Genomic DNA, 13,989 nt, shown 5'->3' with positions numbered 1-13,989 from the left:
GTCATGGGGCCGCTGCGCGCGTTCGTGCGTACCGTCCGGATGGCACGGCACACCTCGCGGCTCGCCGCCGGGCTGGTCCCCGACGACGAGGTGCTGCTCGACGCCCCCGACGAACGGCTCGGGCCCGCGCTGGTGGCGGCCGGCCGCGGCGTGTACGCGCCGGCGGCGCAGCTGCTGGCGACCACCCGGGAGGCCGCCGAGTGGGAGAACCGCGACCGGTACGTGTTGCGTCTCGCCGCCTTCGCACGCTCGCGCGACGCGTGGCTGCGGGCCTGGCAGGCGGCGGCCCCGCGCGACCCGGACGTCCTGCTGATCAGGGCCGAGCTGGCGGTGGTTCGCGGCCTGCGCTCCCCCGCCCGCGTCGAACGGCTGCGCGACGTGGGCCCGTTGATCGCCGCGGCCGCGGAGGGCGAGCCGCGCGACCCGGTGCCCTGGCGGATCGCCCTCGACCACGCCCGGGGCACGGGCCTCGGCCACGCCGGGTTCGAGCGGCTGTGGGCGGAGGCGGTCCGTCGCTCCCCGCACCACTACGGATGTCATGTATCGGCCCTGCAGTACCTCTCGGCCGCCTGCTGTGCCCGGTGGGGGGACACTCCCCACACTTCCCGGTGCGAGCACCGGGAGGGCTTCGACTTCGCCGAGCGGGCCGCCGAGGACGCGCTGCCCGGCTCCCTCGTCCGGGCCCTGCCGGTCCGGGCGGCCCTGGCCCACCTCACCGAGGACGGAGGGGCCGTGGTCCCGCGCGCACGGCTGGACGCGGCGGCGGACGGCGCGATCGCGCTCTCCGCCGCGTACGGGCCGGGCGACCCCTGGCCCGCGGAGGTCCGCAACCTGCTGACGTACGTCCTGGTCCGCCTGGAACGCTGGCCGGACGCCCTGGCCCAGCTGCGCATGATCGGCCCGTACGCCACGTCCTTCCCGTGGGACCGGGTGTCGGGCGATCCCCTGGGCCAGTTCCTGCAGTTGCGGGACGGCGTACGGCTGGAGGTGGCGTGCTCGATCCCGCTCCGTGCACGGCCGCTGCGGCCTGGGCGGGCCGGCTGACGGACACCGCCGGAGGTCACCAAACGAGTACGGAGAGACGCGCGCGGCCCGACGACCATTAGGCTCTGGCCTCGTGACCACCGTCCGGCTGCCGCTCTTCCCCCTGAACTCGGTGTTGTACCCGGGGCTCGTGCTTCCTCTGAACATCTTCGAGGAGCGCTATCGCGCCATGATGCGCGAGTTGCTGAAGACCCCCGAGGAGCAACCCCGCCGCTTCGCCGTCGTCGCCATCCGCGACGGCCACGAGGTCGCGCCGAGTGCTCCCGGCATGCCCGATCCGACCGCCCAGCCCGACCGGGGCCCGACCGCGGGCTTCGGCGGCGAACCGACCAAGGCGTTCCACTCCGTGGGCTGCATCGCGGACGCGGCGACGATCCGGGAGCGCGACAACGGCACGTACGAAGTGCTGGCTACCGGGACGACCCGGGTGCGGCTGCTCTCGGTGGACACCACGGGCCCGTTCCTCGTGGCGGATCTGGAGGAGTTGCCGGAGGACGCAGGTGACGAGGCGGGCGCGCTCGCGGAGGGCGTCCTGCGGGCGTTCCGCCAATACCAGAAGCGGCTCGCGGGGGCCCGGGAGCGCTCGCTGTCCACGGGTGCGGACCTGCCGGACGAGCCGGCCGTCGTCTCGTACCTGGTCGCCGCCGCGATGATGCTCGACACGCCCGCCAAGCAGCGGCTCCTGCAGGCTCCCGACACGGCGTCCCGGCTGCGCGACGAGCTGAAACTCCTGCGCGCCGAGTCCGCCATCATCCGTAGTCTGCCGTCGTTGCCCGCGTCGGAGCTGACGCGGAGCCCGACGAGCCTCAACTGACGTACACGAGAAGGCCGATGGCGAAGAAGTCGAAGAAGCAGCAGGCGGGCGGCACGCCCGCGACGGTGGCCCTGAGCGCGGCGGGCGTGGAGTTCACCGTGCACGCCTACGAGCACGATCCGGCGCATCCGTCCTACGGCGAGGAGGCGGCCGAGGCGATGGGCGTGTCCCCCGAGCGGGTGTTCAAGACCCTGGTGGCGGACGTCGACGGCGCGCTCGTGGTCGCGGTCGTGCCGGTGGCGGGCTCGCTGGACCTGAAGGCGCTGGCGACGGCGGTCGGCGGCAAGCGGGCGGCGATGGCCGACCCCGCGCTGGCGGAGCGCACGACGGGCTATGTCCGGGGCGGTATCTCCCCCCTCGGCCAGCGCAAGAGGCTCCGCACGGTGCTGGACGCGTCCGCGGAGGGCCACGAGACGATCTGTGTCTCGGCGGGGCGGCGCGGTCTGGAGGTGGAGCTGGCCCCTCAGGACCTGCTGAAACTGACGGAGGCGGTCGCGGCGCCGATCGGCCGCGGGTGACCCTCCGGGGGCGGGTGGGGTGCGCTGTCGGGTGCGGGTGAGTGGGGGCTGGTCGCGCAATTCCCCGCGCCCCTGAAAAGCAGGAGCCGCGCCCCGAGCTTTTCAGGCCCGCAGGGCCGTTGGCTTCCAGGAGCACACAGCCTGGGCCGGGCTAGGCGACAGGCTCAGGGGCGCGGGGAACTGCGCGAGGAGCCCCACCGGACCCGCACCCGTCGATGAACTCCGGCCCTCCTGGCGATCAGGCGCCCAAAACCGTCACGCGGCCGGCGCCCCGTACCCGTCCTTGAACGGCGGCTCGTGTTCCGGCGGCTCCGGGTCCCGCGGACCGAACAGCGCGGTCAGGCACAGGTGCACCAGCAGCGCCGCCATCGGCCACACCAGCAGCACCCCCTTCGCGGCCAGCTTCAGCGGCGCGGAGAACGTCACGCCCCGCCCGACCTCCTTCGCCCGTGCGGCGACGTCGGTCTCGGGCCCGAGCCAGACCCCGAGCCGCCACGCCAGCACGCCTGCGAGCAGGCCGCCGACGGTGAGCGCCACGACGAGCGGCACCCCGCCGTGCCGGCGCAGCAGGAAGACGACGAGCGCGGACAGCGCGCCGGCGCCGAGGGCCAGGAGGGTGAAGGTCCCGTCGACCCCTACGGCCTGTTCGCCCTCGGTGTCCTTGAAGTAGACCGCCGACCCGTCGGAGACGAGCGGCACGTGCGGCGCGAGCCACCACCAGAGCAGACCCAGCAGCACCCCGCCGAGCAGCGCCGTGACCACGGTGACGACGGCGGCCTCGATCAGTTCGGTCCGCAGTCCGGGACCGGCCGGCTTCTGCGGCTCGTACCAGAGGTCCGCCCCGCCCCCGCCGCCGGTGGGCGGCGGACCCCAGGGGTCGTTCGGGGACTGGTTGTGCGGCGGCGGAGGGGGAGTCAACGGTGCGGTCACCCTGCCATCGTGCCAGGCCCGGCCGCGCGCCGCGTCACCGGACGGCGGCCCGCCGGTACGCCCAGGTGGCGACGGCGAGCGAGACGACCCCGACCCCCGCGCACACGGCGAGGTCCCCCAGTACGAAGGCCCAGTCGGGGTTCGGCCCGAAGGTCCGCGCGAGGGCCTCCACGCCGTACGTCGAGGGCAGCAGGTCCCGTGCGAACTGGATGAAGCCCGGCATCCGGTCGGCCGGCAGCACGCCCAGCAGCAGCGCCGCCGACATGCCCAGCTGTCCGAGGACGGTGGCCAGTTCCGGTCGCGGGGCGAGCAGGCCCAGCGCGGCGCCCAGCCCGGCGAGGGCGGCACCGGCGAGCGGGATCACGGCGGCGAGCACCCAGAGGTGGGTCAGCGGCAGTCCGAAGAGCACACAGCCGAAGACGGCGGTCACGACGGTGCCCGGCACGGTGAACGAGGCGTACGCCCCCGCCGCGCCCAGCACCACCGCCGCCGGCGGCACCGGCAGCGTCGCGTAGTGGTCGAGTCCGCCGCTGGACCGCAGCTGCCCGAAGTACTGGGCCAGCAGGTTCAGGGCGACGAAGGCGACGACCAGGACCGCCGAGCCGGCGACGACGGCGTGCGCCTCGGCCCCGCCGTCCACCACTCCGCGCATCAGGATCATGATCCCGATCGACTGGAAGGTGGCCACGAACAGCAGCGGGATCCGGGCGACCCGCGCCCGGGACAGCTGTGCCCGGTACACGGCGCAGAGCGAGGGCCACAGGCGCGCACGGGGCCCGAGCTCGGCGGCTGCGCGCTCCACGCGCCCCCCTGGGCCCAGGGCCTGGCCCGGCAGGATCTCGGCGGGTACGACACTCACGTCGAGCTGCTCCTCTGCGCTTCGGCTGTCGCCCATTGTCGTACGGCCGCGACAGCCCTGCCGTTCACGTCCGCACCGGCCCTGCTGCGGTTCATGCTGCGGTTCACGCCCGTGTCCCTCACCCCTTGACCAGTCCCTGTGCGCTGCCCGCGCTGCCGCCGAGCGCCAGGTAGACGTCCTCCAGGCTCGGCGTGGCGAGGGTGAAGTCGTCCAGCGCCACGAAGGCGGCGCCCCCGGTCACCGTGGCCACCACGGCGCGCGCCTCCTCGGGCGCGAGCCGGAGCGTCCAGCTGCGTCCGGACTCCACGGCGCGCGGGCGCAGCGCGGCCACCTCGGGCACGTCCAGCGGGGCGCTGTCCCGCCACACCAGCTCGACGCGCACCTCGCCCGCTACGCGCTCCTTCAGACCGGCCGGGGTGTCGCAGGCGATGACCCGTCCCTGGTCGAGGACGGCGACCCGGTCGAGGACGGTCTCCGCCTCGATGACGTTGTGGGTGACCAGCAGGACCGTGGTCCCGGACTGGGCCCGCCGCCGGTCGACGGCGGCCCACACGGCCCGCCGGGCCACCGGGTCCATGCCGCTGGTCGGCTCGTCGAGCACCAGCAGGGGCCGTTCCCCGACGAGCGCGGTGGCGAAGCAGGCGAGCCGCCGCTGTCCGCCGGACAGCTTCTTCAGTGGCCGTGCGGCGAGCCCGGTCAGGCCCAGCTCCTCCAGCACGGCGTCCCGCTCGGCCCGCGCCCGCCGTACCTCCAGCCCCCGCAGCCGCCCCGTGGTCTCCGCGGCGAGGGCCACGGTCAGCTCGTCCAGGGCGGTCGATTCCTGCCCGAGATAGGCGAGGATCCGCGCGGCCCGCTCGGGATGGCGCACGATGTCGTGGCCCAGGATGTCGACGGTGCCGTCGTCGGGCCGCATCAGCCCGGTCAGCTGACGTACGAGCGTGGTCTTGCCCGCCCCGTTGGGTCCGAGCAGTCCGAAGATCTCACCGCGCCGGATCTCCAGCGCCACCGCGTCGTTGGCCCGCACCTCGGGGGTCCCCGGCGTCCCACGGCGTCCCCGGGTCGCCGGATAGGTCTTGGTGAGCCCCCGCACAGCACACACGACATCCCCACCATGCCGGACCGCCTGTGCCGTACGCGTACTCACGAGGAACGAGCCTAAGGGGTCCGGAGGGTCGCCCCCTGCCCGGGGCACCGCAGCGTGCCCCGTCAGGGGCATGGGCAACCGCGCTACCAGCCGGAATCAGCCCGCAGCCGCCCGAAAACAGTCGGCCCCGGCCCGTGGGGCGCCCTCACCGCTCCCCCGTCGGCGCGTGCTCGACCCCCGTCCGCACGTCGATCTCCCGCCAGAACCCGGCCCGGATCGCGTACCGGTCGTGCTCGTCGATCTGGTCGTCCTTGTGCGCCAGCAGCCCGAACCGGGCCGCGTAGCGCAGCAGCTCCCCGTCGACCCGGTGCGGCACCCGCGGGTACATGCCCGACAGCTTCTGCAGATGCGTCTGGTCGGTCAGCCGGGCCATCCACCGTCGGGCGAACACCTGTCCGACCTCGAAGGGGTCGCCGCCGACCGTGGTGATGTCCTCCTCCCGGTCGGCCCACCGCTGCTCCGCGCTGGTCAGCTGGGCCAGGGTCGGCATCGCCGCCGCCTCGGGCGGCTCCGCCGCGCCGCCGGGCCGGTCCACCCAGCCCTTGTCGGAGGACCACCGCAGGGTGGCCGTCGCCGGGTGCTGCGCGGCGTGCGCCCCCGGCCCCCGCATCGCCGCGAGATCCTTCGGCGTCGGCACGCCCTTGTGCGGGGCCACCCGCTCCTCGGTCCCGTTGCGCGCGGCGCCCGCCGCCGAGGCGTGTTCGGGCTCCCCCGGCGGCCGCTCGGCGGCGGCCGCGAGGGCCGACTCGGGCAGCGGCGCCGACAGGATCGCGGCGATCTCCGGCCGCGGCACCGGCTGCGGCGCGCAGACCCCGCCGAGATCCTTCGCCCGCACCGCCTTGGTGATCCACATCCGGTCGAGCACACGCCGCTCGTCGGCCTCGGCCACCAGGTCCTCGGACTGGTTGTAGTCGCCGTCGGCGGCCTGCACGGCCCACAGGTGCACGGCGACGCCGTGCTCCTTGGCGGCCATCATGCCCGGCAGCAGATCTCCGTCGCCGGTCACGAGGACCACGTCGGAGCAGGCGCCGTTGCGGGCCAGTTCGGTCAGTTCGGCGTGCATGGCGGCGTCCACACCCTTCTGCGCCCACCGCCCGTCGCTGCGGGTCAGCGCACCGAGCCGCACGGTCACCCGGGGCATCACGCGCAGCCTGCGGTGCTCGGGCTGCGGGACGCGGTCGGGGGCGCCGTCGAACCAGTAGATGCGCAGCAACGGCCGCTCGGTGTCGGCCTCGGCGCGCTCGCGCAGCCCCTGGATGAGGGCGGCGTGATCGACGGTGATGCGGGAGCGGGAGGGTTCCCCGGCGAGGAGGCTGGCGGCCGCGCCGAGCAGATACCCGGCGTCCACCAGGACGATGCAGCGGTCCACGCGATCCACCCTCTTTCCGGGAGGTTTGCTTCGGGCTTCCTTCGAGTCTGCCCGACCGCGCGGAGGTTAACGGCCGGAACTCGATCTTCGGCGTGGCGTCTTCGCCGTACGCCCTCCCGTGACACGGCGCACAGGGCGACAACTCTCGTCACCGACGGTGATTTTCCGAAATGCGCGCCTTGTCATGCTATGTGAATCTGGTCGCGGCCCTGGCCCCTAGACCCCCTTCAGGAGGCAGATCACCATGGCCAAGAACAAGAAGCAGGACCGCAAGCAGCCGCAGTCCGAGCGTGGCCGTCAGGAGGCCCAGCAGCCCTCGCCGGCGTCGCAGACCGAGACGCGCATGACGCAGGTGACACCCGGCGACATGGCCCGCAAGGGCCGGGAGAAGCGTTTCGGTCACAACTGACATCGGTGCAACGGGCTGTTGCAGCCCGGACACACCGAAGGGCGCGTCCGGAACACCGGATGCGCCCCTCGCGCGTTCACGCCCTCCCGGGTCCGCCGCGGTCCGCTCAGCCGGCCAGGCAGGACGGGCCGAGCAGCACCTTCAGATCGCCGAACAGGGCCGGGTCCGGCTTCACCCGGTGCCGGTCCAGGCGCAGCACGGTCGTCTTGGTGGGGCCCTGGAGCCTGATCCGGACCTCGCTGTCGCCCTTGTGGTGGGTGAGGATCTCGCCGAGCCGGCTGACCATGGGCGGGGTGACGCGGGTGGCCGGGATGGTGAGGATCACCGGCGCGTTGGTCCCCGCGTTGGACAGGTCGGGGACCTGCATCTCCATGGCGACCAGCCGCGGCACCTCCTCGCGCTTGTCGAGGCGGCCCTTGACGAACACGACCGCGTCCTCGACGAGTTGGGTCGAGACGAGCTGGTAGGACGCAGGGAAGAACATGCACTCGATGGAACCGGCGAGGTCCTCCACCGTGGCGATGGCCCAGGCGTTGCCCTGCTTGGTCATCTTGCGCTGGAGGCCGGAGATGATGCCGCCGATGGTGACGACCGCGCCGTCCGCGTGCTCGCCGCCGGTGAGCTGGGAGATGCCCGCGTCGGCCTTGTCGGAGAGCACGTGCTCCAGACCGAAGAGGGGGTGGTCGGAGACGTAGAGACCGAGCATCTCCCGCTCCTGGGCGAGGAGATAGGTCTTCTCCCACTCGTCGGTGGTGAACTCGACGTCGAGTCCGAAGCCCGGCTCGGTGCTCTCCTCCTCGCCCATACCGCCGAAGAGGTCGAACTGTCCCTCGGCCTCCTTGCGCTTGACCGCGACCACGTTGTCGATCATGGAGTCGAAGTGCGCGGTCAGGCCCTTGCGGGTGTGCCCCATCGTGTCGAACGCGCCCGCCTTGATCAGCGACTCGGTGGTGCGCTTGTTGCAGGCGACGGCCTCGACCTTGTCGAGGTAGTCGGGGAAGGAGGCGTACTTCCCCTTGGCCTTGCGGCTGCGGATGATCGACTCGACCACGTTCGTGCCGACGTTGCGCACGGCCTCGAGGCCGAACAGGATCACGTCGTCGCCCTGGGCGGCGAAGTTGTGCTCGGACTCGTTGACGTTCGGCGGGAGCACCTTGATGCGCATGCGCCGGCACTCGTTGAGGTAGACCGCCGACTTGTCCTTGTCGTCCTTGACCGAGGTGAGCAGGGCGGCCATGTACTCGGCCGGGTAGTTGGCCTTGAGGTAGGCGGTCCAGTAGGAGACGAGGCCGTACGCGGCGGAGTGGGCCTTGTTGAAGGCGTAGCCGGCGAAGGGGACCAGGACGTCCCACAGGGCCTGGATGGCCTCGTCGCTGTAGCCGTTCTTCTTGGCGCCGGCCTGGAAGATGGTGAAGTTCTTCGCCAGTTCCTCGGGCTTCTTCTTGCCCATCACGCGGCGGAGGATGTCGGCCTCGCCGAGCGAGTACCCGGCGATGATCTGGGCGGCCTTCTGCACCTGCTCCTGGTAGACGATCAGGCCGTAGGTGACCGCGAGGACCTCTTCGAGCGGCTCCTCCAGTTCCTTGTGGATCGGCGTGATCTCCTGGCGCTTGTTCTTGCGCTCCGCGTAGTTGATGTGCGAGTTCATGCCCATCGGACCCGGCCGGTAGAGGGCCGAGACGGCGGAGATGTCCTCGAAGTTGTCGGGCTGCATCTGGCGGAGCAGCGAGCGCATGGGGCCGCCGTCGAACTGGAAGACGCCGAGGGTGTCACCGCGGCAGAGCAGTTCGAAGGTCTTGGGGTCGTCCAGCGGGAGGGCGAGCATCTCCAGGTCGATGCCCTTGTTGGCCTTCACCATCTTGATGGCGTCGTCCATGATCGTGAGGTTGCGCAGGCCCAGGAAGTCCATCTTCAGCAGGCCGAGCGACTCGCACTGCGGGTAGTCCCACTGGGTGATGGTCACGCCGTCGGTGTGCCGCACCCAGATCGGGGCGTGGTCGACGATGGGCTCGCTGGACATGATCACGCCGGCCGCGTGCACACCCATCTGCCGGACCAGGCCCTCGACGCCCTTGGCGGTGTCGATGACCTTCTTCACGTCCGGTTCGTTCTCGTACATCGACCGGATCTCGCCCGCCTCGCTGTAGCGCGGGTGGGAGGGGTCGGTGATGCCGTTGAGGTCGATGCCCTTGCCGAGGACGTCGGCGGGCATCGCCTTGGTGAGCCGGTCGCCCATCGCGTACGGGTAGCCCAGCACGCGCGCGGAGTCCTTGATGGCGTTCTTCGCCTTGATCTTGCCGTAGGTGCCGATCATGGCGACCTTGTCGGCGCCGTACTTCTCGGTCACGTACCGGATCACCTCGACGCGCCGGCGCTCGTCGAAGTCGATGTCGACATCGGGCATGGAGATGCGCTCGGGGTTGAGGAACCGCTCGAAGATCAGTCCGTGCGGGATCGGGTCGAGGTCGGTGATGCCCATGGCGTACGCGACGATCGAGCCGGCGGCGGAGCCACGGCCGGGGCCGACCGCGATGCCCTGGCTCTTGGCCCACATGATGAAGTCGGCGACCACGAGGAAGTATCCCGGGAAGCCCATCGAGATGATGGTGTCCATCTCGTACTCGACCTGCTTCATGCGGTCGTCCGGGATGCCGTCCGGGAAGCGGCGGTGCATGCCGCGCATGGTCTCCTCGCGGAACCAGGTGACCTCCGTGAAGCCCTCGGGGATGTCGAACTTCGGCATGAGGTTCTTGGCCTCGAACATGCCGGAGGTGTCGATCTGCTCGGCCACCAGCAGGGTGTTGGCGCAGCCCTCCTGCCAGGCGTCCGAGGAGTCGACGGCGTACATCTCCTCGGTGGACTTGAGGTAGTAGCCGGTGCCGTCGAACTTGAAGCGGTCCGGGTCGGAGAGGTTCTTGCCGGTCTGGATGCACAGCAGCGCGTCGTGCGCGGTCGCCTCGTGCGCGTACGTGTAGTGCGAGTCGTTGGTGACGAGCGGGGGGATGCCGAGCTTCTTGCCGACGCGCAGCAGGTCCTCCCGGACCCGGTGCTCGATCTCGATGCCGTGGTCCATCAGCTCCAGGAAGTACCGGTCCTTGCCGAAGATGTCCTGGTACTCGGAGGCCGCCTTCACCGCCTCGTCGAACTGGCCGAGGCGCAGCCGGGTCTGCAGCTCGCCGGAGGGGCAGCCGGTGGAGGCGATCAGCCCCTCGGACCACTGGGAGATGGTCTCCTTGTCCATCCGGGGCCACTTCTGCAGCCAGCCCTCGGCGTACGCGTCGGACGAGAGCTTGAAGAGGTTGTGCAGACCCGTGCGGTTCGCCGCCCAGATCGTCTTGTGGGTGTAACCACCCGAACCGGACACGTCGTCCCGCTTCTGGTGCGGCTGGCCCCACTGGATCTTGCGCTTGTTGCGCCGGGACTCGGGGGCGACGTACGCCTCGATGCCGATGATCGGGGTGACGCCGGCCTTCTTGGCGGTGTGGAAGAAGTCGTAGGCGCCGTGGAGGTTGCCGTGGTCGGACATGGCGATGTGGGTCATGCCCATCTCGTTGCACGCGTTGAACATGTCCTTGAGCCGCGCGGCACCGTCCAGCAGCGAGTACTGGGTGTGGACGTGCAGGTGCGTGAACGGCGGCTTTGACACGGCTTCGGCCTCCAGGGGACACGGGGGAAACAGGCGTGAACGACTGCCCCACGGGCTGCGGACAGTCTGGGGGACAGCGTCGAAGTCTATGCCTCGGGACTGACACCGCGAGGGGTGTCCCCCGTACCTTTCGACAGTGGAGTCGCGGGCACTCGCGCGCGCCTTCGCACGTTGAGAAGTCGACCCACCCGTGATCACCAGGAGGCACCCCGCGATGTCGGTCCCCCAGCTCGACGACGAGCGACGCGGCGAGGAGATCCTCGCCGTCTTCGACACCGCCTTCGGCCAGCTCCTGGCCGCCGACCCGGCCGCGTTCCGCGTGAAGTTCCGGAAGATGGCGGCATCGGCCTTCGCGTTCTACCGGGGCACGGCATGCCTGTTCTACAAGGACCTGGACGACGAGAAGGCCTCCGGTCCGTACCTGGACGAGCGCACCTCGCGCGTGTGGATCCACGGCGACCTGCACTCGGAGAACTTCGGCACGTACATGGACTCCACGGGCCGCCTGATCTTCAACGTGAACGACTTCGACGAGGCGTACGTCGCCCCCTTCACCTGGGACCTGAAGCGGTTCGCCGCCTCCGTGGCGCTCATCGGGTACGCGAAGGCGCTGAGCGACGAGCAGATCACGGAGCTGGTGGAGACCTACGCGGCCGCCTACCGCGAGCGGATCCACGCCGTGGCGGCCGGCGCCAAGCGGGACGAGGTGCCTCCGTTCACGCTGGACACGGCCCAGGGCCCGCTGCTGGACGCGTTGCGCGACGCCCGCTCGCTCACCCGTTTCGGCCTGCTGGACTCGATGACGGAGATCCGTGACTTCGAGCGCCGGTTCGCGCCGGGGGGCGGCTCCATCGAGCTGGACGCGGCCACGCGCTACAAGGTGCTGGCCGCCTTCGACGGCTATCTGGAGACGCTCCCGGAGTCCTCCCTGACCCGCCCCGACTCGTACCGGGTGAAGGACGTGGTCGGCCGCCGGGGCATCGGCATCGGCTCGGCGGGCCTGCCGTCGTACAACATCCTGCTGGAGGGGCAGAGCGACGCCCTGGAGAACGATGTGGTGATCTACATCAAGCAGGCCCAGACCCCGGCCGTCTCCCGGCACGTCACCGACCGGCGGATCCGGGACTACTTCCAGCACGAGGGCCACCGCACGGTCATCTCCCAGCGGGCCCTCCAGGCGCACGCGGACCCGTGGCTGGGCTGGACCGAGCTGGACGGCGCCGGGCAGCTGGTCGCCGAGGTGTCGCCGTACGCGGTGGACCTGGACTGGAGCGACATCGACGACCTGGAGGAGATCGCGGCGGTCGTCGCCGACCTCGGCCGGGCGACGGCCACGATGCACGCGGCGGCGGACGACCTGACCGGGCAGTCCCTGGTGCCGTTCTCCACGGAGCGTGCCATCGACGCGGCGATCGCGGCCGACGAGGAGGGCTTCGCCCCGCTCCTGGTGGACTTCGCGCACGCGTACGGGGCACGCGCGCGCAAGGACCACCAGATCTTCGTCGACCTCTTCCGCAACGGCCGGATCCCCGGCCTGCGCAACCACTGAGGCCCCCGGGAGGGACAGCGACGGGACGAGATCCCGTGCACTCACAGGGACCTTTTAGCGGTCCCTTACGTGCCCGCGTGGGACACTCTCCAACGGCATGGACATATCCGGGACCCCCTTCAGAGCCGTACGCGCGGCGCTGTTCACGGCTGTCGTCGTGACACTCGGCACCGCGTCGCACGTCCTGCTGTCCGGGGTCCCGCTGCCGCTCACCACCGTCGTCGCGATCACCCTCGTCGTCTTCCTCGTCGCCTACGCCCTGGCCGGCCGCGAGCGCGGCTTCGCGCGGATCGCCGGAGTGCTGATCCCTCTGGAGCTGGCCGCCGACACGGTCTTCACCACGGGTCAGCACGCCTGTTACGGCGAGGCGGGCGGCCCGGTCACGGGCCCGCTGCGCCAGGTCGGGCTGGACGTGCTGTGCGGCGGCGGCAGCGTCGGCGCGCCGCTGGCGCGGGTCGCCGGCGGCTCCGAGCGGGCGTCCGCGCTGCTCGCCGGTGCCGGTCCGGGGGCCGCCTGGCTGCTGCTCGCCGCGCACATCGGCGTCGGTCTGCTGGCCGCCGCCTGGCTGCGGCGCGGTGAACGGGCACTGGACCGGCTGCTGGACGCCGCGGTCGCCGCCGGTTTCCGGCCGCTGCTGATCGCGGTCGCCGCGGTCCTGGTACGGCCCCTGCGGGCACAGCACCGGCCGACGCGCTCCGCGGACCGTACGGCCGGCGCGCGCACCCTTCTCCTCACCCACTCCCTCGGGCGGCGTGGACCGCCGTGCTCGGTCACCTTCGCGTGACCACCTCCTGAGCACGAGCAGGTCCCCACCCATCCGCGCACCCCGTGTGCGCGTCCCCCAGGGAGTTCATCCACATGAGCAAGCGGAACAGCAGCGCGGCGAAGTCGGCGGCCCGTGAGCGGCTGCGTCTGGAGCGCGAGCGTCAGGCCAAGCGCGCGAAGGTCAGGCGGCAGGCGATCGTCGCCTCCTCGATCGTCGCGGTCCTCGCGATAGCCGGCGGCATCGGCTACGCCGTCGTCCAGAACGACAAGCCGGGCAAGTGGGAGGAGGCCGCCAAGGCCACGGTGGTCGCCCCGGCGAACACCTCGGGCAAGAACGGCACGACCGTGCTGATCGGCGACTCCACGTCCAAGAACGTGGTCCACCTGTACGAGGACCCGCGCTGCCCGGCCTGCGCCGCCTTCGAGCAGACCGTCGGCGAGACGGTCGACAAGGGCATGGAGGACGGCGACTACAAGCTCTCCTTCACCATGGGCACCTTCCTCGACGGCAACCTCACCGGAGAGGGCTCGAAGAACGCGCTGAGCGCGCTCGGCGCGGCCCTGAACGTCAGCCCTGAGGCGTTCCTCGACTACAAGACCGCGCTGTACTCGACGAAGTACCACCCGCAGGAGACGACCGACGAGTTCGCCAAGGACAGTTATCTGATCAAGGTGGCGAACACGGTCGACGCGCTGAAGAACAACACGAAGTTCCAGGACGCCGTGAAGAAGGGCACCTACGACGCCTGGGCGATGAGGATGAGCAAGTCCTTCGACGAGGCCGACGGGGTCAAGTCGACCCCGACCATCAAGATCAACGACAAGGTGATCACCAACCCGTCCACGGTCGCGCAGTGGCAGACGGCGCTCAAGGACGCGGGCGTCACGAAGTAGCCGCCGCGGGGCACGCGTGAGCGGGCGGGCGCCCCCGGAGTCCGGCTC

General features: G+C 71.3%; 12 protein-coding genes. 7 read left to right on the top strand and 5 right to left on the bottom strand.

Annotation, left to right across the window (positions count from 1 at the left end):
- Positions 1–3 precede the first annotated feature (3 nt).
- The 3 genes from ACFU5F_RS22145 to ybaK all read left to right on the top strand — a co-directional run bounded on the left by ACFU5F_RS22145 (position 4) and on the right by ybaK (position 2,376).
- Positions 4–1,044, top strand: coding sequence for a hypothetical protein (locus ACFU5F_RS22145; RefSeq protein WP_383889860.1), 1,041 nt, complete (start codon positions 4–6; stop codon positions 1,042–1,044).
- 73 nt (positions 1,045–1,117) lie between these two features.
- Positions 1,118–1,858 (top strand): LON peptidase substrate-binding domain-containing protein, encoded by a 741-nt coding sequence (locus ACFU5F_RS22140; RefSeq protein WP_383889857.1) that lies wholly within the window; start codon positions 1,118–1,120, stop codon positions 1,856–1,858.
- Between the two features lie 17 nt (positions 1,859–1,875).
- Positions 1,876–2,376, top strand: a complete 501-nt coding sequence (gene ybaK / locus ACFU5F_RS22135; RefSeq protein WP_383889854.1) for a Cys-tRNA(Pro) deacylase — start codon at positions 1,876–1,878, stop codon at positions 2,374–2,376.
- A gap of 255 nt (positions 2,377–2,631) precedes the next feature.
- On the opposite strand, the gene ACFU5F_RS22130 is transcribed toward ybaK, so the two are convergent.
- The 4 genes from ACFU5F_RS22130 to ACFU5F_RS22115 all read right to left on the bottom strand — a co-directional run bounded on the left by ACFU5F_RS22130 (position 2,632) and on the right by ACFU5F_RS22115 (position 6,678).
- Positions 2,632–3,306: a DUF2567 domain-containing protein gene (locus ACFU5F_RS22130; protein ID WP_383889851.1), complete on the bottom strand. Its 675-nt coding sequence runs from the start codon at positions 3,304–3,306 to the stop codon at positions 2,632–2,634.
- Positions 3,307–3,340: 34 nt separating this feature from the next.
- On the bottom strand, positions 3,341–4,201 hold the full coding sequence (locus tag ACFU5F_RS22125; RefSeq protein ID WP_383889849.1) for an ABC transporter permease: 861 nt from the start codon (positions 4,199–4,201) through the stop codon (positions 3,341–3,343).
- Positions 4,202–4,283: 82 nt separating this feature from the next.
- On the bottom strand, positions 4,284–5,309 hold the full coding sequence (locus ACFU5F_RS22120) for an ABC transporter ATP-binding protein (RefSeq protein WP_383889846.1): 1,026 nt from the start codon (positions 5,307–5,309) through the stop codon (positions 4,284–4,286).
- 145 nt (positions 5,310–5,454) lie between these two features.
- On the bottom strand, positions 5,455–6,678 hold the full coding sequence (locus ACFU5F_RS22115; protein WP_383889843.1) for an NYN domain-containing protein: 1,224 nt from the start codon (positions 6,676–6,678) through the stop codon (positions 5,455–5,457).
- A 244-nt stretch (positions 6,679–6,922) separates the two neighbouring features.
- Here ACFU5F_RS22115 and ACFU5F_RS22110 point away from each other — a divergent pair, with 244 nt between their 5' ends.
- On the top strand, positions 6,923–7,087 hold the full coding sequence (locus ACFU5F_RS22110; RefSeq protein WP_383889839.1) for a hypothetical protein: 165 nt from the start codon (positions 6,923–6,925) through the stop codon (positions 7,085–7,087).
- 106 nt (positions 7,088–7,193) lie between these two features.
- Here ACFU5F_RS22110 and dnaE read toward each other — a convergent pair whose 3' ends face one another.
- Complete coding sequence (gene dnaE, locus ACFU5F_RS22105; protein ID WP_383889836.1) at positions 7,194–10,733, bottom strand: DNA polymerase III subunit alpha; 3,540 nt, start codon at positions 10,731–10,733, stop codon at positions 7,194–7,196.
- Between the two features lie 214 nt (positions 10,734–10,947).
- Here dnaE and ACFU5F_RS22100 point away from each other — a divergent pair, with 214 nt between their 5' ends.
- From ACFU5F_RS22100 to ACFU5F_RS22090, 3 genes are all read left to right on the top strand, one after another.
- The gene (locus tag ACFU5F_RS22100) at positions 10,948–12,282 is read left to right on the top strand and encodes a DUF2252 domain-containing protein (protein ID WP_383889833.1); all 1,335 of its coding nucleotides are present in this window, start codon (positions 10,948–10,950) and stop codon (positions 12,280–12,282) included.
- A gap of 97 nt (positions 12,283–12,379) precedes the next feature.
- On the top strand, positions 12,380–13,066 hold the full coding sequence (locus tag ACFU5F_RS22095) for a hypothetical protein (RefSeq protein ID WP_383889831.1): 687 nt from the start codon (positions 12,380–12,382) through the stop codon (positions 13,064–13,066).
- 74 nt (positions 13,067–13,140) lie between these two features.
- On the top strand, positions 13,141–13,941 hold the full coding sequence (locus ACFU5F_RS22090; RefSeq protein WP_383889828.1) for a DsbA family protein: 801 nt from the start codon (positions 13,141–13,143) through the stop codon (positions 13,939–13,941).
- The last annotated feature ends 48 nt before the right edge of the window (positions 13,942–13,989 follow it).

This window comes from Streptomyces sp. NPDC057438 (assembly GCF_042802995.1).
Taxonomy (GTDB): Bacteria; Actinomycetota; Actinomycetes; order Streptomycetales; family Streptomycetaceae; genus Streptomyces.
The sequence above is the reverse complement of the archived record's forward strand: the minus strand, read 5'-3'. Positions and strand labels throughout refer to the sequence as shown.

Excerpts from the sequence above, each read along its gene's own strand:
- ACFU5F_RS22100 (WP_383889833.1), top strand. The coding sequence starts at position 10,948 with ATGTCGGTCCCCCAGCTCGACGACGAGCGACGCGGCGAGGAGATCCTC.
- ACFU5F_RS22125 (WP_383889849.1), bottom strand. The coding sequence starts at position 4,201 with ATGGGCGACAGCCGAAGCGCAGAGGAGCAGCTCGACGTGAGTGTCGTA.
- ACFU5F_RS22145 (WP_383889860.1), top strand. The coding sequence starts at position 4 with ATGGGGCCGCTGCGCGCGTTCGTGCGTACCGTCCGGATGGCACGGCAC.
- ybaK (WP_383889854.1), top strand. The coding sequence starts at position 1,876 with ATGGCGAAGAAGTCGAAGAAGCAGCAGGCGGGCGGCACGCCCGCGACG.
- ACFU5F_RS22110 (WP_383889839.1), top strand. The coding sequence starts at position 6,923 with ATGGCCAAGAACAAGAAGCAGGACCGCAAGCAGCCGCAGTCCGAGCGT.
- ACFU5F_RS22090 (WP_383889828.1), top strand. The coding sequence starts at position 13,141 with ATGAGCAAGCGGAACAGCAGCGCGGCGAAGTCGGCGGCCCGTGAGCGG.
- ACFU5F_RS22095 (WP_383889831.1), top strand. The coding sequence starts at position 12,380 with ATGGACATATCCGGGACCCCCTTCAGAGCCGTACGCGCGGCGCTGTTC.